The 19,746-nt window shown below is 67.4% G+C and carries 15 protein-coding genes; 7 read left to right on the top strand and 8 right to left on the bottom strand.

Annotation, left to right across the window (positions count from 1 at the left end):
- Window positions 1–12: 12 nt before the first annotated feature.
- Both AC3EF3_RS09400 and AC3EF3_RS09395 read right to left on the bottom strand, forming a co-directional pair.
- Entirely contained in the window at window positions 13–423 is a 411-nt protein-coding gene (locus tag AC3EF3_RS09400; protein WP_488533763.1) for an N-acyl amino acid synthase FeeM domain-containing protein, read from the bottom strand.
- The gene (locus AC3EF3_RS09395; RefSeq protein ID WP_488533830.1) at window positions 390–659 is read right to left on the bottom strand and encodes a hypothetical protein; all 270 of its coding nucleotides are present in this window, start codon (window positions 657–659) and stop codon (window positions 390–392) included. The genes AC3EF3_RS09400 and AC3EF3_RS09395 overlap by 34 nt, the downstream gene beginning before the upstream one ends.
- 158 nt (window positions 660–817) lie before the next feature.
- On the opposite strand from AC3EF3_RS09395, the gene AC3EF3_RS09390 reads away from it, so the two are divergent.
- Genes AC3EF3_RS09390 through AC3EF3_RS09370 form a run of 5 tightly spaced genes read left to right on the top strand, consistent with a single transcriptional unit; the run spans window position 818 to window position 4,352 of the window.
- Window positions 818–2,302, top strand: a complete 1,485-nt coding sequence (locus AC3EF3_RS09390) for a protein adenylyltransferase SelO (protein WP_488531887.1) — start codon at window positions 818–820, stop codon at window positions 2,300–2,302.
- Window positions 2,299–2,715: a peptide-methionine (R)-S-oxide reductase MsrB gene (gene msrB / locus AC3EF3_RS09385; RefSeq protein WP_488531886.1), complete on the top strand. Its 417-nt coding sequence runs from the start codon at window positions 2,299–2,301 to the stop codon at window positions 2,713–2,715. The genes AC3EF3_RS09390 and msrB overlap by 4 nt, the downstream gene beginning before the upstream one ends.
- A 10-nt stretch (window positions 2,716–2,725) precedes the next feature.
- Window positions 2,726–3,274, top strand: coding sequence for a septation protein A (locus AC3EF3_RS09380; protein ID WP_488531885.1), 549 nt, complete (start codon window positions 2,726–2,728; stop codon window positions 3,272–3,274).
- 1 nt (window position 3,275) lies between these two features.
- A complete protein-coding gene (locus AC3EF3_RS09375) occupies window positions 3,276–3,542 on the top strand; it encodes a BolA family protein (RefSeq protein ID WP_488531884.1) in 267 nt (88 codons plus the stop codon).
- Window positions 3,543–3,572: 30 nt separating this feature from the next.
- The gene (locus AC3EF3_RS09370; RefSeq protein ID WP_488531883.1) at window positions 3,573–4,352 is read left to right on the top strand and encodes a peptidylprolyl isomerase; all 780 of its coding nucleotides are present in this window, start codon (window positions 3,573–3,575) and stop codon (window positions 4,350–4,352) included.
- A 3-nt stretch (window positions 4,353–4,355) separates the two neighbouring features.
- Here AC3EF3_RS09370 and AC3EF3_RS09365 read toward each other — a convergent pair whose 3' ends face one another.
- Together AC3EF3_RS09365 and purL are read right to left on the bottom strand one after the other, a co-directional pair.
- Entirely contained in the window at window positions 4,356–5,087 is a 732-nt protein-coding gene (locus tag AC3EF3_RS09365) for an acetyltransferase domain-containing protein (RefSeq protein ID WP_488533762.1), read from the bottom strand.
- Window positions 5,084–9,028, bottom strand: coding sequence for a phosphoribosylformylglycinamidine synthase (purL, locus tag AC3EF3_RS09360; protein ID WP_488531882.1), 3,945 nt, complete (start codon window positions 9,026–9,028; stop codon window positions 5,084–5,086). The genes AC3EF3_RS09365 and purL overlap by 4 nt, the downstream gene beginning before the upstream one ends.
- Window positions 9,029–9,143: 115 nt before the next feature.
- On the opposite strand from purL, the gene map reads away from it, so the two are divergent.
- Both map and AC3EF3_RS09350 read left to right on the top strand, forming a co-directional pair.
- Window positions 9,144–9,947, top strand: a complete 804-nt coding sequence (map, locus tag AC3EF3_RS09355) for a type I methionyl aminopeptidase (RefSeq protein WP_488531881.1) — start codon at window positions 9,144–9,146, stop codon at window positions 9,945–9,947.
- On the top strand, window positions 9,944–12,571 hold the full coding sequence (locus AC3EF3_RS09350) for a [protein-PII] uridylyltransferase (RefSeq protein ID WP_488531880.1): 2,628 nt from the start codon (window positions 9,944–9,946) through the stop codon (window positions 12,569–12,571). The genes map and AC3EF3_RS09350 overlap by 4 nt, the downstream gene beginning before the upstream one ends.
- 1 nt (window position 12,572) lies before the next feature.
- Here AC3EF3_RS09350 and def read toward each other — a convergent pair whose 3' ends face one another.
- Genes def through smc form a run of 4 tightly spaced genes read right to left on the bottom strand, consistent with a single transcriptional unit; the run spans window position 12,573 to window position 19,726 of the window.
- Complete coding sequence (gene def / locus AC3EF3_RS09345; protein ID WP_488531879.1) at window positions 12,573–13,112, bottom strand: peptide deformylase; 540 nt, start codon at window positions 13,110–13,112, stop codon at window positions 12,573–12,575.
- Window positions 13,113–13,146: 34 nt separating this feature from the next.
- On the bottom strand, window positions 13,147–15,189 hold the full coding sequence (gene ligA / locus AC3EF3_RS09340; RefSeq protein ID WP_488531878.1) for an NAD-dependent DNA ligase LigA: 2,043 nt from the start codon (window positions 15,187–15,189) through the stop codon (window positions 13,147–13,149).
- Between the two features lie 2 nt (window positions 15,190–15,191).
- Window positions 15,192–16,214, bottom strand: a complete 1,023-nt coding sequence (locus tag AC3EF3_RS09335; protein WP_488531877.1) for a cell division protein FtsZ — start codon at window positions 16,212–16,214, stop codon at window positions 15,192–15,194.
- On the bottom strand, window positions 16,211–19,726 hold the full coding sequence (gene smc, locus AC3EF3_RS09330) for a chromosome segregation protein SMC (protein ID WP_488531876.1): 3,516 nt from the start codon (window positions 19,724–19,726) through the stop codon (window positions 16,211–16,213). The genes AC3EF3_RS09335 and smc overlap by 4 nt, the downstream gene beginning before the upstream one ends.
- Between the last annotated feature and the right edge of the window lie 20 nt (window positions 19,727–19,746).

Here is a 19,746-nt window from a genome sequence, read left to right as displayed (position 1 = left end):
CAACACCGCTCGTCAGTTGCTCGTGGCCTGCGGCTGCGGCGCAGAAGTCCGAAGCATGTCGGGCACCGTCCCGTGCATCAGGCAATAGGTTTCAGCGCCGTCGTCGGCGCGTCCGCCCGAAGCCGTCCGGGACAGCACGGTGGCCCCGAATCGGCGATACAGCCGGGCCAGCATCGGTGTACAGCACGCGAAGACGTTCTCGGCGGCCGTGTGTCGCGACAGCTGCTGCACACCGAGAAAGACGCACTGCCTGACCAGCTCGGGGCTGCTGCGGTACCCGGGATCGAGGACGAGGCGCCCGAACTCCCAGGCCCGGTACGTCAGATTCGGATCGGTCTCGGCCATCAATCCATCCAGCGGGCTGACACCTTGGCCGAGAGGCAGCAGCCTCAATGTCCCGACCGTGCGGCCGCGCCAATCGATGGCTGCGACGATGCCGGTCTCATCCCTTTTTTTTCGAGCGATGCAAATCCGGGATCGGCCAGCACTTCGGCCGGCAGTGGGATCTGCTTGCGCAAGGTCATGATTTCCGCGATTTCCGTGGCAGTCCTCAACGGGCGGAGCCAGAGCTCCTGCACCGGGACTTCCTGGCGGACGGGCGACAGTCCCAACGAGCCGGCGTCCACACGGACGGACGGCAATGCCTCTCCGATCTGCATGATCTTCTCCCTGAACCACTTCCATTCCCTGCGGCGGCTGGTGCGCCGCTCGAGCGGCGATTATGTGCCTGAGCCGCCGGCCCAGCAATAGCGGTCATCGGAAGTGCAGCGATGCCCCCTCGCAACGCCCGGCGGCACGCCGGGCGGACAATAGGGACATGAGTGCAGTCCTCGACACACCCGCCCTCGAGCTCGGGCTCGCCTGGCGCCACAGCTTCGCGGTGCTGGGGCCGGCGTTCCATACCGAACTGCCTCCGCAGCCCTTGCCCGATGCGTACCTGGTCGCCCTGAACACCCCGCTCGCGCGCGAGCTGGGCCTGGACCCGGCGCTGCTGGTCTCGCCCGCAGGCGTGGACGCCTTCACCGGCAACCTGCCGATCGCCGGCAGCAAGCCCCTGGCCAGCGTCTACAGCGGCCACCAGTTCGGGGTCTGGGCCGGGCAGCTGGGTGACGGGCGGGCGATCCTGCTGGGCGAAGTGATCGCGCCGGCCGGCGCGCAGGAGCTGCAGCTGAAGGGTTCCGGGCGGACGCCCTACTCCCGCATGGGCGACGGCCGCGCCGTGTTGCGATCCAGCATCCGGGAATTCCTCGGGTCCGAGGCGATGCACGGCCTGGGCATCCCGACGACGCGCGCGCTGATGGTCACCGGCTCCGATGCCCCCGTGCGCCGGGAGGAAATCGAGACCGCTGCAGTGGTCACGCGGGTGTCGCCGTCGTTCGTGCGCTTCGGCCATTTCGAGCACTTCTCGGCGCGCGGCCAGCTCGACGAATTGCGCAAGCTGGCCGACTACGTCATCGACCGCTTCTACCCGGAGAGCCGCACGACGGAGAAATTCGCGGGCAACGCCTATGCCGCCTTCCTCGAGCAGGTGAGCGAGCGCACGGCCGCCATGGTGGCGCACTGGCAGGCCGTCGGCTTCTGCCACGGCGTGATGAACACCGACAACATGAGCATCCTGGGCCTGACCATCGACTACGGACCGTTCCAGTTCCTCGATGCGTTCGAACCGGGGCACATCTGCAACCACAGCGACGAACAGGGGCGCTATGCGTACAACCGCCAGCCGAACGTCGCCTACTGGAACCTGTTCTGCCTCGGCCAGGCGCTCTTGCCGCTGATCGAAGACCAGGAACTCGCCCTGGCGGCGCTCGAGTCGTACAAGACCGTGTTCCCGCGCGAGCTGGAAGCGCGCATGCGCGCCAAGCTCGGGCTGGCCGGGGCGCGCGACGGGGACCGCGAGTTGATCGAAGGCATCCTTCAGCTCATGGCCGCGGACAAGGTGGATTACACGATCTTCTGGCGGCGCCTGTCGCGCCATGTCGCTGGCGAGCCGGGCGAGATCGTGCGCGACCTCTTTCTCGACCGTGAAAGATTCGACGCATGGCTCCGACAATATGAAGCACGCCTCGGAAACGACCGCGAGGCGGCTGGCCTGGCAATGCCGCGAACCAACCCCAAGTACGTGCTGCGCAACCACCTGGGCGAGCTCGCCATCCGGCAGGCGAAACTGAAGGACTTTTCCGAGGTCGAAGCGCTGCTGGCCCTGGTCCGCTCCCCGTTCGACGAGCATCCGGCGCACGAGGGCAAGGCCGGCTTCCCGCCCGACTGGGCGCAACACATCGAGATCAGCTGCTCCTCATGAAAGACGATTTCCCGATCAAGAAAAGTGCCGAGGAATGGAAGGCCATCCTCGCCGCCAAGGGCGCCGAGCCCGGCGCCTTCCAGGTCACCCGGCAGGCCGCGACCGAACGCCCGTTCACCGGGAAATACGAGCGCGTGTGGGCGGACGGCAGCTACCACTGCATCAGCTGCGGGAACAAACTGTTCGATTCGAGCACCAAGTTCGATGCGCACTGCGGCTGGCCGAGCTTCGACAAGGCGGTGCCGGGCGCGATCAAGGAGATCCGCGACACCAGCCACGGCATGGTCCGCACCGAGACCGTATGTGCACAATGCGGAGCGCACCTCGGCCACGTGTTCGACGACGGCCCGACCGACACCGGCCTGCGCTACTGCATGAACTCCGCCTCGCTGGACTTCCATCCGGACAAATGATCCCGCCTCGATGAAACTGCTGCTCGACTTCTTTCCCATCATCCTGTTCTTCGCGGCGTTCAAGTTCGCGGGCATCTATGTGGCCACCGGCGTCGCGATCGGGGCGACCATCCTGCAGATCGCGTGGTTGCGGCACTCGACCGGCAAGGTCGAGCCCATGCAATGGGTGAGCCTGGCCGTGATCGTCCTTTTCGGCGGCGCGACGATCGCGCTGCACAACGACACCTTCATCAAGTGGAAGCCCACGGTGCTCTACTGGCTGATGGGCGGCGCGCTCGCCGCGGGACAGCTGTTCTTCCGCAGGAACCTGCTGAAGTCGCTGATGGGCTCCCAGATGGAGCTGCCGGACGACGTCTGGCGCGTGACCAACTGGAGCTGGGTCGTGTTCTTCGCCGCCATGGGCGTGGCCAACCTGTGGGTGGCGTTCAACTTCGAGACGGACACCTGGGTGAACTTCAAGCTGTTCGGCGGCATGGGGCTCATGCTCCTGTTCATCCTCGGCCAGGCCGTGTACCTCGGCCGTCACATGAAAGCCGACGAAGTGGAAGCACGCGACTGACATGGCCACCGGCATCACCGCCGACGCGCTGCGCGCGCGGCTGCAGCAATCGCTGGCACCCAGCGAGCTCGAAGTGCTGGACGAAAGCTGGCAGCACGAGGGCCACGCCGGCGCGGACGGCACGGGCTTCGGCACCCATTTCCGCGTGCGGATCGCCTCGCCGAAATTCGCCGGCCTGAGCAAGGTGGCCCAGCATCGCCTTGTGTATGATGCGCTGCGCGATTTCACCGCGCGCGGCCTGCACGCGCTGGCGATCGAGACCATTTGACCTTCCCCGTGATCCTGTAGGGACCTCCTCATGAAGCACTTCCTCCTGTCCGCCGTTGCGGCAGCCACGCTGGCCGTCGCCCTGCCCGTGTCGGCGCAGAACCTCGCGATCGTCAACGGCAAGCCCGTTCCCAAGTCCCGCATGGACGCCCTGACGACGCAGCTCGCGCGCTCCGGCCGGCCGGTCAGCCCCGAGATGGAAGACCAGCTGAAGCAGGAAGTGATCGCGCGCGAGATCTTCATGCAGGAAGCGCAGAAGCGCGGCCTCGACGGCACCGACGATTACAAGGCGCAGCTGGAGCTCGCGCGCCAGACCATCCTGATCCGGGAACTGTTCGCGGACTACCAGAAGAAGAACCCGGTGAGCGACGCCGAAGTGCAAGCCGAGTACGACAAGTTCGTCGCGGCCAACGGCGGCAAGGAATACCACGCGCGCCACATCCTGGTGGAGAACGAGGCCGACGCGAAGCAGATCATCGCCGATGTGAAGAAGGGCAAGAAGTTCGAGGACATCGCCAAGGCGAAGTCCAAGGACCCGGGATCGGCCCCGAACGGCGGCGACCTCGAATGGGCGACGGCGGCGAGCTACGTCCCCGAGTTCTCGCAAGCCATGGTCAAGCTCGGCAAGGGCCAGATGACGCAGGAGCCGGTCAAGTCGCAGTTCGGCTGGCACGTGATCCGCGTCGACGACATCCGCGAGGCGCAGCTGCCCAAGCTCGAGGAAGTGAAGCCGCAGATCGCGCAGCAGCTGCAGCAGCAGAAGCTCGGCAAGTTCCAGGAAGAACTGCGCGGCAAGGCGAAGGTCGAATAACCTTCAGAGCGCCTTCAGCGCCGTGAGGGCACCGATCATCACCGGTTGGTGCACCATGTACCAGGTCAGGCTCCAGCGCCCCATCCACGCGAGGGGCGCTGTTGCTTTGGGCATTCGCATGGCAATGCGTTCGCGGTGTTTCGCCAGCAGCCACTGGCCTGCCGCCATGCCCCACCACATCACCCCCAGCCACGGAATCAGCGGCACGTAGTCCTCCGTGATCGGCTTGCGGCTCACGAGGCCGAGCCAGTTCCACGTACGGTCATTGAGGACGTCCAGCGCGGGCCATTGGCTGATGGCCGCCGCCGCGCCCCACTTCGCCGCGATCGCCAACGCGCCGGCGATCCACAGCCAGCGTCCCCAGCCGGCCGTCGCGCGCGTCACGATCAGCATCACGGCAATGCCGTGCAGCACACCGAAGTAGATGAAGCTGCGCGGGAACATCCAGTACGAGCCGATCGTCACCAGCAGCGCGCAGCCGGCGACCTGCGCCCATCGTTTCCAGAATCGCGTCCAGCTCTGCGCCTGCGCGACAGCCACGGCCTGGCCCAGCCCGGCGCAGAAGAGGAACAGGCTCACGATCGCCGTCCTCTGGCCGGTCCAGAACGGGTCGTCGTAGAAGTTCTGCCGGATCCAGCCGAAGTGGTTGAGGTCGAACGAAAAATGGAAGACCGTCATCCACACGATCGCGACGCCCCGCAGGACGTCGATCGAATCGTGGCGCTCGCGGGTCAACCGATCCACTTGCGCGCGTTGCGCCACAGGCGCATCCACGGGCTGAACTCGCTCCTGTCGCCGCTGGTCCACGACATCTGGACGTTGCGGAACACGCGCTCGGGGTGCGGCATGATCGCCGTGAAGCGGCCATCGGCCGTCGTTACGCTGCACAGGCCGCCCGGGCTGCCGTTCGGGTTGAACGGGTACACCTCCGTCGGCTGGCCATGGTTGTCGACGAAACGCGCGGACGCGATGACCTTGGCCTTGTCGCCGCGGTGGGCGAAGTTCGCGTAGCCCTCGCCGTGCGCCACCGCGATCGGCATCCGGCTGCCGGCCATGCCCTTGAAGAAGAGGCTCGGCGAATCGAGCACTTCCACCATCGCCAGCCGCGCCTCGTAGCGCTCGCTGCGGTTGGTCGTGAAGCGCGGCCAGGCTTGCGCGCCGGGGATGATGTCCGCGAGCTCCGCGAGCATCTGGCAGCCGTTGCACACGCCGAGCGCGAAGGTGTCCCGCCGGTCGAAGAAGGCCTGGAACTGCCCGGCGAGCTGCGGGTTGAACGTGATGCTGCGCGCCCAGCCGATGCCTGCGCCCAGCGTGTCGCCGTAACTGAAGCCTCCGCACGCGACGAAGCCCTTGAAGTCCGCGAGCCTGGCGCGACCCGATTGCAGGTCCGTCATGTGGACGTCGTACGCGTCGAAGCCGGCCTCGGTGAACGTGTACGCCATCTCCACGTGCGAGTTCACGCCCTGCTCGCGCAGGATCGCGACCTTCGGGCGCGCGAGGTTGAGGAACGGCGCGGCGACGTTCTCCTTCGGGTCGAACGTGAGCGACACGTGCAGGCCGGGGTCGGCCGGATCGCCCGCTGCCGCGTGCTCGCTGTCCGCGCCCGCGGGGTTGTCGCGCTCGCGGCAGATCTTCCAGCTCACGCTGTCCCACACCTGCTGGAGGTCGACCAGCTTCGCGCTGAAGACAGCCTTGGTGTCGCGCCAGACGGCGATCTCGCCTTTGCCCAGGTCGATCGGCGAGGACGCGGGCCGCGTCTTGCCGACGAAGTGGCTCCACTTCGCCAGGCCATGGTCGCGCAGCACCTGCATGACCTCATTGCGGACGTCGGTCGGCACCTGCAGCACGACCCCGAGCTCCTCGTCGAAGAGCGCCTTGAGCGTCAGCTCCTCGCGCCGCGCGCTGACCTGCGAGGCCCAGTTCTTCGCGTCGCCGTATTCGGCACGGCTGTCGTTGATGCCGTCGCCCTCGGTGACCAGCAGGTCCACATTCAGCGCGACGCCGACATGGCCGGCGAAAGCCATCTCGCATGCCGCGGCAAAGAGGCCGCCGTCGCTGCGGTCGTGGTAGGCGAGGATGCGGCCCTGCGAACGCAGCTGGTTCACCGCCTTCACCAGGTTCACGAGATCCTGCGGATCGTCGAGATCGGGCACCTCGTCCCCGGTCTGGCCCAGGGACTGCGCCAGGATGCTGCCGGCCATGCGGTGCTTGCCCTTGCCGAGATCGACCAGCACCAGTGTCGTGTCGCCTTCGGCCTGAAGCTGGGGCGTCAGCGTGCCGCGCACGTCCTGAAGCGTCGCGAAGGCCGACACGATCAGGCTCACCGGCGAGGTGACCTTCTGGCCGTCCCACTGCGTCCGCATCGACAAGCTGTCCTTGCCGACGGGAATCGAGATGCCCAGGGCCGGGCACAGCTCCATGCCGACCGCGCGCACGGTCTCGTACAGCGCCGCGTCCTCGCCCGCCTCGCCGCAGGCGGCCATCCAATTCGCGGACAGCTTCACGCGCGACAGCTCGATGGGAGCAGCCAGCAGGTTCGTGATCGCCTCCGCCACCGCCATGCGGCCGGACGCGGGTGCGTCGATCGCGGCGATCGGCGTGCGCTCGCCCATGCTCATCGCCTCGCCGGCGAAGCCCTTGTAGTCGGCCAGGGTCACGGCGCAATCGGCCACCGGCACCTGCCAGGGCCCGACCATCTGGTCGCGGTGCGTGAGGCCGCCCACGGTGCGGTCGCCGATGGTCACGAGAAAGCGCTTGGACGCGACGGTCGGGTGCGAGAGCACCTTGATCGCAGCATCCTGCAGGCTCACGCCCGTCAAATCCAGCGGCTTGAATTCACGCTTGACCGACTCCACGTCGCGATGCATCTTGGGCGGTTTGCCAAGCAGCACGTCCATCGGCATGTCGACGGGCGCCTTGCTGCCCTCGTCAGCGACGACGAGCCGCCGCTCCTGCGTCGCGACGCCCACCACGGCGAACGGGCAGCGCTCGCGCTCGCAGAAAGCGCGGAATTGCTCCAGCGATTCGGGCGCGATCGCCAGCACGTAACGTTCCTGGCTTTCGTTGCACCAGATTTCCTTGGGCGCGAGGCCGGACTCCTCGACGGGAACCTTGCGCAGGTCGAAGCGCGCACCGCGCCCGGCGTCGTTCGTGATTTCGGGGAACGCGTTGGACAGGCCGCCTGCGCCGACGTCGTGGATCGCGAGGATGGGGTTCTGCTCGCCCAGCGCCCAGCAATGGTTGATGACTTCCTGCGCGCGCCGCTCGATCTCGGGGTTGCCCCGCTGCACGGAGTCGAAATCCAGGTCGGCCGCATTGACGCCCGTGGCCATCGAGCTGGCCGCGCCACCGCCCATGCCGATGCGCATGCCGGGGCCGCCGAGCTGGATCAGGAGCGTGCCGGCCGGGAACTCGATCTTCTTCGCGAGCTTCGCGTCGATGGAACCCAGGCCGCCCGCGATCATGATCGGCTTGTGGTAGCCGCGTTTCACGCCGCCGGCTTCCTGCTCGTATTCGCGGAAGTAGCCCAGCAGGTTGGGCCGGCCGAATTCGTTGTTGAAGGCCGCGCCGCCGAGCGGCCCTTCGATCATGATCTGCAAGGGCGAAGCGATGTGCTCGGGCTTGCCGCCCTTCTCGTCCGACCAGCCGCCCCACAGTTTCGATACCGTGAAGCCCGTCAGGCCCGCCTTGGGCCTGGAGCCGCGGCCGGTTGCGCCCTCGTCGCGGATCTCGCCGCCGGCGCCGGTCGACGCGCCCGGGAAAGGCGAGATCGCCGTCGGGTGGTTGTGCGTCTCCACCTTCATCAGCATGTGGTGCAGCGCATCCTGCTTGCCATACAGCGCATCGCCCGGCGCCGGCACGAAGTGCTCGACGCGCGTGCCCTCGACGATGGAGGCGTTGTCCGAGTATGCGACTACCGTGTATTGCGGCGCCTGCTGGTGCGTGTAGCGGATCATCGAGAACATGCTGCGTTCCTGCGGCACGCCGTCGATGGAGAAGCTGGCGTTGAAGATCTTGTGGCGGCAATGCTCGCTGTTGGCCTGCGCGAACATCATCAGCTCGACGTCGGTCGGGTTGCGGCCCAGGCCCTTGAACGCCTCCACCAGGTAGTCGATCTCGTCGTCGGCCAGCGCCAGGCCGAACTGCACGTTCGCTTTCTCCAGCGCCGCGCGGCCGCCCGCGATGACGTCGACGTATTGCATCGGTGCCGGCGGCAGCTCGGTGAACAGTGCATGCGCCTTGTCGCGCGACAGCATCGCGCTTTCGGTCATGCGGTCGTGCAGCGGCGCCGCCATCGCGCGCAGCTGCGCGGGCTCGATCGCCCCCTTGGCGCCGATCCGGAATTCCGTGATCCGCTCGATGCGCCGCACGGGCAGGCCGCAGTTGTGCGCGATGTCGGTTGCCTTGGAAGCCCAGGGCGACACCGTGCCGAAGCGGGGCGTGACGACGATCAATGCCCCATTCGCGGGCGCGGCCGGCTCGCCGTAGGTCAGCAGCGCGCCGATGCGCTCGCGCTCGGCGCCGTCCAGCGGATGGTCGGTCGCCACCAGGTGCACGAAGCGCGCCGACAGCTCTGTCACTTTCGGGTGCAGGGCCTGCAGGCGCGGCAGGAGCTGCTGGATACGGAAGCCGCTGAGGGCATTGCCGCCCTCGAATTCGGTGATGTGCAGGGTCACGGGTGATGCCTGATTCGTCTCGGGGGCCTGGGCGCGGCCGGGTCGCTGACTGGGGCCCGTGCGCAAGTTGACATTGTACCTGCGCAGCCATTTCGCCTCTGGGATAATCCACAGCATGGGAATCACGTACAAGGACGCCGAGGGCATCCAGGGCATGCGCACGGCGGGGCGCCTCGCCGCCGAGGTGCTGGACTACCTCACGCCCCACATCAAGCCGGGCATCACCACCCAGGAGATCGACCGGCTGGCGGCGGAGTGCATGAAGAAGCAGGGCACGACCTCGGCCACGCTGGGCTACCAGCCCTCGGGCTACCCGCCCTACCCGGCGTCGCTGTGCACGTCCGTGAACCACGTCGTCTGCCACGGCATTCCCAACGGCAAGCCGCTCAAGAAGGGCGACATCGTCAACGTCGACGTCACCGTGATCAAGGACGGCTGGTTCGGCGACACCAGCCGCATGTTCATGGTCGGCGAGGTCTCAATCGCGGCCAAGCGCCTGGTGAACGTCACCTACGAGGCGATGTGGCACGGCATCGCGATGGTCAAGCCCGGCATCCGCCTGGGCGATATCGGCTGGGCCATCCAGAAATTCGCCGAAGGCCAGGGCTTCTCGGTCGTGCGCGAGTTCTGCGGTCATGGCATCGGTCGCAACTTCCACGAAGAGCCGCAGGTGCTGCACTACGGCAAGCCCGGCACGCTGGAAGAACTCAAGCCCGGGATGACTTTCACGATCGAGCCCATGATCAACGCGGGCCGCAAGGAAGTGAAGGAGCTCGGCAACGACGGCTGGACCATCGTCACCAAGGACCATTCGCTGTCCGCACAGTGGGAGCACACGGTGCTCGTCACCGAAACCGGCTACGAGGTCATGACGCTCTCGGCGGGCAGTCCGCCCCCGCCGGCGTTCGTCAAGGCATGATGCCTCTGGGGCTTGCCCCGGATCCGGCTGCGCACGACGTGCAGGCCTTGCGCGACGATTACCGCGCGCGCAAGGCGGCGGTGCTGGAAACACTGCAGGCCCAGGGCTCGTCCACCCGCGGGATCGCCAAGCTGTTGCACAGGCTGGCGCGCGAAGCCGACGTCACACTGCAAAAGCTCTGGGCGGCAGCGTCGTTCCCCGATGCTTTCGCGCTGGTCGCCGTGGGCGGCTACGGTCGCGGCGAGCTGTTCCCGCATTCGGACGTCGACGTGCTCGTGCTCATGCCCGACGGCACGTCGGCCGACCACAACGAGGCGCTCAGGCAGCGGGTCGAGAGTTTCATCGGCAACTGCTGGGACGCGGGCCTGGAAATCGGTTCCAGCGTTCGCACGGTGGCCGAATGCGTGGCGCAGGCCGAAGCCGACGTCACGGTGCAGACCTCGCTGCTGGAGTCGCGCGCGATCGCCGGCGACCCGCAGCTCCACGCGGAGTTCGTCGAGCGCTTCGAAGCCACGATCGACCCCAAGGCTTTCTTCGTCGCCAAGACGCTGGAGATGCGCCAGCGACACACGAAGTTCGAGAACACGCCGTACTCGCTCGAGCCGAACTGCAAGGAATCCCCCGGCGGGCTGCGCGATTTGCAGGTGATTCTGTGGGTCGCCAAGGCGGCCGGCCTGGGTTGCAGCTGGGACGAGCTTGCGCGCAACGGCATCGCCACCCGTTTCGAGGCGCAGCAGATCAAGCGCAACGAGGCGCTGCTGGGCCTCATACGCGCGCGCCTGCACGTGATCTCGAAGCGCCGCGAGGACCGGTTGGTGTTCGACCTGCAGACCGCCGTCGCGGAATCGTTCGGCTACCGCAACGAGGTCGCGGACAACGGCCGCATCGTCGCGCGCGCGAGCGAGATGCTGATGAAGCGCTTCTACTGGGCGGCAAAGGCGGTGACCCAGCTGAACCAGATCCTGCTGCTGAACATCGAGGAGCGCATCAGCCCGAGCGGCCAGGAGCCGCAGCCGATCAACGAGCGCTTCTTCAACAAGGCCGGGATGATCGAGGTCGCGGCGGACGACCTGTACCTGAAACAGCCGCACGCGATTCTCGAGACCTTCCTGCTGTACCAGACGACGGTCGGCGCCAAAGGCTTGTCGGCCCGCACGCTGCGCGCGCTCTACAACGCGCGCAACGTGATGGACGCGAAATTCCGCAACGACCCGGCGAACCACGCGACCTTCCGCGCGATGCTGATGCAGCCGGAAGGCATCACGCATGCCATGCGGCTGATGAACCAGACGTCGGTGCTCGGGCGCTACCTCTGGGTGTTCCGCCGCATCGTGGGCCAGATGCAGCACGACCTGTTCCATGTCTATACGGTGGACCAGCACATCCTGATGGTGCTGCGGAACATGCGGCGCTTCTTCATCCCCGAGCATGCGCACGAGTACCCGTTCTGCTCGCAGCTCGCCGCCGGTTGGGACAAGCCCTACATCCTGTACATCGCCGCCCTCTTCCACGACATCGCCAAGGGGCGCGGTGGCGACCACTCGCAGCTGGGGGCGCGCGAGGTCCGCACCTTCTGCCGCCAGCACCAGATCGACAAGGAAGACGCCAGGCTGGTGGAGTTCCTGGTGCGCGAGCACCTGACGATGAGCCATGTGGCGCAGAAGGAGGACCTGGGCAACCCGGAGGTGATCAAGGCCTTCGCCAAGCGCGTGAAGAACGAGCGCAACGTGACGGCCTTGTACCTGCTCACCGTGGCGGACATCCGCGGCACCAGCCCGCGCGTGTGGAACGCATGGAAAGGCAAATTGCTCGAGGACCTGTACCGCTACACGGTGCGGGCGCTGGGCGGCCGCGCACCGGACGCGCATGCCGACGTGGAGGCGCGCAAGCGCGAGGCGCTGGTGCAGCTGCAGCTGTACGCGCTGCCTTTCGAGGGCCACAAGAAATTGTGGGAGACGCTGGACGTCGGCTACTTCATGCGCCATGACGCGAGCGACATCGTGTGGCACACGCGGCACCTGGCGCGCCACGTCGGCCAGGCCAAGGCCATCGTGCGCGCGCGCATGTCGCCGGTGGGCGAAGGCCTGCAGGTGCTCGTGTACACGCCCGACCAGCCGGACCTGTTCGCGCGAATCTGCGGCTACTTCGACCAGGCGGGCTTCTCGATCCTGGACGCGAAGATCCACACGGCCAACAACGGCTACGCGCTCGACACCTTCCAGGTCGTGAGTTCGCTGCTGCCGGAACACAACCGGGAGCTGATCAGCATGGTGGAGTCCGAGCTGCAGCACACGATCGAGAACGCGGGCCCGTTGCCGTCGCCCAGCCGGGGACGGGTGTCGCGCCGCGTGAAGAGTTTCCCGATCGCGCCGCGCGTGCAGCTCGCGCCGGACGAGAAGGCGCAGAAGTGGCTGCTGTCGGTCTCGGCCAGCGACCGCGCCGGGCTGCTCTATTCGATCGCGCGCGTGCTGGCCAGGCACCACATCAACCTGCAGCTCGCGAAGATCTCCACACTGGGCGAGCGCGTGGAAGACACCTTCCTGGTCGACGGGCCCGAGCTGCAGCACAACCGCAAGCAGATCGAGATCGAGACCGAGCTGCTGGAAGCGCTGGGCGAGAGCTAGCTCATTCGTCCTGCGAAGCGTCGAGGCCCGGAAACAGCACGTCGGTGAAACCGAACCTGGTGAAGTCGCGCACGCGCATCGGGTAGAGCTTGCCGACCAGGTGGTCGCACTCGTGCTGCACGACGCGCGCGTGGAAGCCTTCGGCCCTGCGGTCGATCGGCTTGCCGCAGGGATCGAAGCCCGTGTAGCGGATCGCCTTCCAGCGCGGCACCACAGCGCGCAGGCCGGGCACCGAGAGGCAGCCTTCCCAGCCCTCTTCTTCCTCGTCGGACAAGGGCGTGATCTGCGGGTTGAGCAGCACCGTGCGCGGCACGATCGGCGCATCGGGGTAGCGCGGGTTCGGCGCGTCGGAGCCAAAGATCACGAGCTGCAGGTCCACACCGATCTGCGGCGCGGCCAGCCCCGCGCCGTTGGCGGCGGCCATCGTCTCGAACATGTCGGCCACGAGCCGGTGGAGTTCCGGTGTGTCGAACCGGGCGACGGGCTGGGCGATGCGCAGCAGGCGCTCATCGCCCATCTTGAGGATCGGGTGTACGGCCATGGGTGAATCGTACAGGGCTGATCGCGCGGATGGCCTAGGAAAGCAGCGCCCTCAGGCCCGCCTCGTCGAGCACCGGCACACCGAGTTCCTGCGCCTTGTCGAGCTTGCTGCCGGCTTCCGCGCCGGCGATGACGTAGTCGGTCTTCCTGCTCACCGAGCCCGCGACCTTCGCGCCCGCCGCTTCGAGCATGTCTTTCGCCTCGTCGCGCGAGAGCGTCGGCAGCGTGCCCGTCAGGACGATGGTCTTGCCCGCCAACGGCTTCGGTTCGCGCGCCGCCGGCTCGCCCTCTTCCCATGTGACGCCGCAGGCGCGCAACTGCTCGACGACCTCGCGGTTGTGCGGCTGCTGGAAGAACTTGTGGATGCTCTCGGCCACCACCGGGCCGACGTCCGGCACCTCGAGCAGCTGCTCGACGCTGGCGTCCATGATGGAATCCAGCTGGCCGAAATGGCGCGCCAGGTCCTTCGCCGTCGCTTCACCGACGTGCCGGATGCCCAGCCCGTAGAGGAATCGCGGCAGCGTCGTGTGCTTGGACCTCTCCAGGTTCGCGAGCAGGTTCTGCGCGGACTTCTCGCCCATGCGCTCGAGCTCCACCAGGCCGCGCAGGCCGAGCCGGTACAGGTCGGGCAAGGTCTTGATCACGTCGGCTTCGACCATCTGGTCCACGAGCTTTTCGCCCAGGCCCTCGATGTCCATCGCCCGGCGCTGCGCGAAATGCAGGATCGCCTGCTTGCGCTGCGCGCCACAGAACAGGCCGCCGGTGCACCGGTAGTCCGCCTCGCCCTCTTCCCGCACGGCTTCCGAGCCGCATACCGGGCAACGCCTGGGCATGGTGAACTGCTTGGCCTCGTGCTGGCGCTTGTCCGGAACGACGGCCACGACCTCCGGGATGACGTCGCCCGCGCGGCGGACGATCACCGTGTCGCCCACGCGCACGTCCTTGCGACGCGCTTCATCCTCGTTGTGCAATGTCGCATTGGTCACCGTCACGCCGCCGACGAACACCGGCTCCAGGCGCGCAACCGGCGTGAGCTTGCCGGTGCGGCCGACGTAGACGTCGATGGCGACCACCTTCGTCACCTGCTCCTGCGCCGGGAACTTGTGCGCCACCGCCCAGCGCGGCTCGCGGCTGACGAATCCCAGGCGACGCTGCAGCTCGATGCTGTTGACCTTGTAGACCACGCCGTCGATGTCGAAGGGCAGGCCGTCACGCTCGTTGCCCACGCCTTGATGGTAGGCCACGAGTTCCTCGGGGCCGGTGCACACCTGCGTTCGGTCATTGACCGGGAAGCCCCACGCCCGCATGGCGAGCAGGGATTCGAACTGCGTCCCGAATCCGGGGGATGGCGTGACCTCGCCGAAGCCATACGCAAAAAAGCTCAGGGGACGCTGGCGCGCGATGCCCGGGTCGAGCTGGCGCACGGCGCCCGCCGCGGCGTTGCGCGGATTCACGAAGGTCTTCTCGTTCTTCGCGCCCCTGGCAATCTTCTCGCGCTGCGCCTCGTTCATGCGCTCGAAGTCGTCGCGCCGCATGTAGACCTCGCCGCGCACCTCGAGCACCGGCGGCGCATCGGACGGCAGCCGCAAGGGGATCTGCCCGATCGTGCGGATGTTGTGCGTCACGTCCTCGCCCACCTCGCCGTCGCCGCGCGTGGCCGCCTGCACCAGCACCCCGTGCTCGTAACGCAGGTTGATGGCGAGACCGTCGAATTTCAGCTCGGCGACGTATTCGATGGGCGGATCGTCGTCCTCCAGGCCCAGCTCGCGCCGCACCCGGCCATCGAAGTTGCGGGCACCGCTGGCTTCGATGTCGGTCTCGGTGCGGATCGACAGCATCGGCAACTTGTGCCGCACCTTGGCGAAGCCCTCCAGCGCCTTGCCGCCCACGCGCTGCGTCGGCGAATCGGGCGTGCGCAGTTCGGGGTACTGCTCCTCGATCTCCTGCAGCTCGCGGAACAGCCTGTCGTACTCGGCGTCCGGGATCTCCGGCTCGTCGAGCACGTAGTAGCGGTGGGCGTGGTGATGCAGCAGCTCGCGCAAGGCGGCGGCGCGCTCCTCGATCTTCGGCGTGGCCATGGCTAGGAGAATAGCCGCCGCGCCTGCGGGGAACCGGCAGCAAGGTCGCGCGCCTCGAGCACGTCGTAGAGCTGCTCGAGGTGCGAGCCGATCACGTCCAGCCCTTCCGCGCGGATCACGTCGCCCTTGTCATCGGTGATCACGCCTTCCATGCCCGCGGCGAGCGCGATCGCCGCGTCGCGCATGCGCACGAACGGCTGCTCGCCGCGATGCACCTGCGGCACGTCCAGGCTCAATGCCAGTTCGCGCAGCGCGGATTGCGCGGGGTCCTCGGCCAGCGCCGCCTGCGTGTCGAACGAGAGGACGAGCACGGGGGGCGTGCCCGGCGTGCTGGCGGGCAGCACGAGCCGGCCGGGAATCACGCCGGGCACGAAGCCGAGCCGGGCCGCGCTTTGCTGCACATAGCCCGGGCTCCAGGCGGCGTTCTTGGCACGCAAGGTGAAGCCGAGCTGGGCGTCGTGTTCGCCCGCAAACTGGTCAAGCTCCTTGGCCCGGGTGACTTCGGCGCGCATGTCCGGGAAGTCCGGCGAGCCGTTCACGGCATCGGCGAACTGCTGGGCCTTCATCACGAATTCGGAGAACTCGATCTCGTTGAGGTGTCCGGTGCGGTTGGCGAGCTGCACGCCGGCCTGGAACGCGACGTAGCGCTGGCCGGCGCGCGGCGGCTCCCATTGCTGCGTGGACTCGTTCAGGCCTTCGATGGCGAACGGCTTGCTGCCGGCGCGGCGCGTCGGTGGCATCGCGGCGATGGCCGCCTCGCCGGAAACGAGGCCGTCCACGGCGATCGGCGCGATCGCATCGATCAGCGCGTCGAGCGGCGGCTTGCGCTCCACCGGCGGCAATACCGGCTCCGTATCGGAAAACACCGGCTCGCGGGGCATCGTCGGTTCGATCGGCTGCGTGGCGACGGTCGGTGCATCGGGCTGGCGCGGCGAGTTGCGGCGCGATACCCAGGTGTTGTAGGCCACGAGCGAGGCGAGCACGAGGCCGCCGAGTACCGCGACACCAAGGGTGAAACCGCTCATGCCGCTTCGGCCATGGAAACGGCGGATTCCATGTCCACCGCCACGATCCGCGAGACGCCCTGCTCCTGCATCGTGACACCGATGAGCTGCTCGGCCATCTCCATGGCGATCTTGTTGTGCGAGATGAAGAGGAACTGCGTTTCCTTCGCCATGCTGCTCACGAGCTTCGCGTAACGCTCCGTGTTGGCGTCATCCAGCGGCGCGTCGACCTCGTCCAGCAGGCAGAACGGCGCCGGGTTCAGCTGGAAAATCGCGAACACCAGCGCGATGGCCGTCAGCGCCTTCTCGCCGCCCGAGAGCAGGTGGATGGTCTGGTTCTTCTTGCCGGGCGGCTGGGCCATGACCTGCACGCCCGAGTCGAGGATCTCGTCGCCCGTCATCACGAGCTTGGCGTCGCCGCCGCCGAAGAGCTCCGGGAACATGCGGCCGAAGTGCTCGTTGACGGTGTTGAAGGTGGCGCCCAGCAGCTCGCGCGTCTCGCCGTCGATCTTCCTGATCGCGTCTTCCAGCGTCGTGATCGCCTCGTTCAGGTCCGCCGACTGCGCATCGAGGAACTGCTTGCGTTCGCGCGAGGTCGTGAGCTCGTCCAGCGCGGCGAGGTTCACCGCACCCAGCGCCGCGATGTCGCGGTGCAGCCGGTCGATGTCGCCCTGCAGTCCCGCAAGGCGCACCTTGCCTTCTTCGATCGACTTCGCGACGGCTTCGAGATCCGCCTGCGCATCGGTGAGCAGCTGCGAGTACTGCTCGAAGCCCAGGCGGGCGGCCTGTTCCTTCAGCTGGAAATCGGTGATGCGCTGGCGCAGTGGATCGAGCTCGCGCTCCAGCTGCAGGCGGCGCTCGTCGCTCGCGCGCAGTTTGGTCGTGAGGTCGTCGTACTCGCTGCGCTTGGCGCCCAGCGCCTGTTCGCGTTCCAGTTTCAGGGCCAGTGCGGTCTGCAGCCCTGCCTGCGCCGCGGCATCGGTCAGGCGCAGGAGCTCTTCCTTCGCCCGCGATTCTTCGTCGGCGATCGAGCGCACCTGCTGGTCCGCCGTCTCGATGGCGCGCTGCAATTCGGCCTTTCGCGCCTCGACCGAGCGCTGCGCGAACTGCGCTTCCTGCGCCTCGCGCTCCAGGCTGCGGTGCTTCTCCCGCGCCTCGGCCAGCTTGCGCTCGGCCTCGATCACCCGCTCGTCGAGTTGCGCATGCCGCTCCTGGCTGTCGGCCAGCTGCATGTCGAGTTCTTCGAATTTCGCTTCGGCGGTGACGCGGCGTTCCTGCAGCTGTTCGAGCTGCGCATCGACTTCGGCGAGGTCGCCGGCGATCTGCTCGCTGCGCGCGCGCGTCTGTTCGGCGAGTTGCGTCAGGCGCACCACCTCGACCTGCAGCTCGTGCGATTTCGCCTGTGTCTCCGCGGCATCGCGGCGCGCCGTGACGAGACGCTGCGATGCATCGCTGTACGCCGCCTCGGCGCGGACCAGCGCTCCGCGCGCCTCTTCCGCGATCAGCGCCTGGGCCCGCAGTTGCTTCTCCAGGTTCTCGATCTCCTGCGCGCGCGCGAGCAGGCCGGCCTGCTCGGAGTCCTGCGCATAGAAGCTGACGCTGTGGCGCGTGACGGCATGGCCGCTCTTGACGTAGATGACTTCGCCGGCGCCGAGCTTGTCGCGCGCGACGAGCGCATCTTCGAACGAAGGCGCCGTGTAGCAACCGTGCAGCCAATCCGTGAGCAACGCCTTCTGCCCCGCGTCGTTCAGGCGCAGCAGGTCCGAAAGGCGCGGCAAGGCCGACGAGCCTTCCGGCGCCCCGGCCTGCGGCGGCGAATAGAACGCGAGCTTGGCGGGCGGCGCGTCGTTGCCGAAGGCGCGCACCATGTCCAATCGTGACACTTCGAGCGCGCCAAGCCGCTCTCTCAGAGCGGCTTCCAGTGCATTCTCCCAGCCCTGCTCGATGTGGATGCGGCTCCACAGGCCTTGCAGGTTTTCGAGGCCATGCTTGGCGAGCCAGGGACGCAGCTTGCCGTCGGTCCTGACTTTTTCCTGCAGCGCCTTGAGCGCTTCCATGCGGGCGGACAGGTCGGCCTGCTTGTGGCTTTCGCTGTTGACGGCCGACTGCTTCCCGCGCCGGTCTTCGTCCAGTTGCGGCACCTGCTCCTGCAATTCGTGCAGGCGCGCATCGGCTGTCTCCGCCGATTCCTTGGCCGCGGCCAGCTGCTGTTGCAGGTTCGCGAGGCGCACCTCGTCGGGCGCCGCCAGCGCGTTCCTGTCCGCGACCAGCCGCTCGCGCCGCTGCGTGAGCTGGCGCGACTGCTCCTCGATATTGCGCTGGTCGGCGGCCAGCACCTGGATCTGCTGCTGGACCTGGGCGACGTTGCCGCGCTGTTCGCTGGCCTTCGCCTGCGCCTGGCGCAGCGCGTCCTCGAGCTCCGGCAGGTGCTGGTCGTGCTCCTCCAGCTGCGCGGCCAGCAGTGCCGCCTTTTCCTCGGCGTCGACCTGCTGCGCGGCAAGCGTTTCGATCTCGCCGGCGGCTTCTTCCTTGCGCGAGCCCCACTGCGTGGTCTGTTCCTTCAGCTGCACCAGGCGCTGTTCGACGCGCTGGCGGCCTTCCACCACGAAGCGGATCTCCGCCTCCAGCCGGCCGACTTCGGCGCTCGCCTCGTACAGTGCGCCCTGCGCCTGGTTCACCTGGTCGCCGGCGGCGTAATGCGCCTGGCGGATCGTCTCGAGGTCGCTTTCGATCCGGCGCAGGTCGGCGACGCGCGATTCGAGGTCGTTCACGGCCTTCTCGGCGTCGGCCTTGATCCTGGCCTGGTCGGTCTCGCTCTCGGCGCGCTTGAGGAACCAGAGCTGGTGCTGCTTGAGCGTGGCGTCGGCCTGCAGCGCGTTGTACTGCTGCGCGACTTCGGCCTGCTTCTCCAGCTTGTCGAGGTTGGAATTCAGCTCCCGCAGGATGTCCTCGACGCGCGTCAGGTTCTCGCGCGTGTCCTGCAGCCGGTTCTCGGTTTCGCGGCGACGCTCCTTGTACTTGGAAACGCCCGCGGCTTCCTCGAGGAACAGGCGCAGCTCCTCGGGTTTGGATTCGATGATCCGGCTGATCGTCCCCTGGCCGATGATGGCGTAGGCGCGCGGGCCCAGGCCGGTGCCGAGGAACACGTCCTGCACGTCGCGGCGGCGCACCGGCTGGTTGTTGATGTAATAGCTGGACGTGCCGTCGCGCGTCAGCACGCGCTTGACGGCGATCTCGGTGAACTGCGACCACTGGCCGCCCGCGCGGTGGTCGGCGTTGTCGAACACCAGCTCCACGGACGAGCGCGAGGCGGGCTTGCGCGTGGTCGTGCCGTTGAAGATCACGTCCTGCATCGATTCGCCGCGCAATTCGCTCGCGCGCGATTCGCCCAGCACCCAGCGCACGGCGTCCATGATGTTGGACTTGCCGCAGCCATTGGGCCCCACCACACCGACCAGCTGGCCGGGCAACAGGAAGTTGGTGGGTTCGGCGAAGGACTTGAATCCGGAAAGCTTGATCGAGGTAAGACGCATCGCCCTTGAAATCTCTTCTG

The organism is Ramlibacter sp. GS1-15 (assembly GCF_057785015.1).
This window is presented reverse-complemented; position numbering and strand designations above follow the sequence as displayed.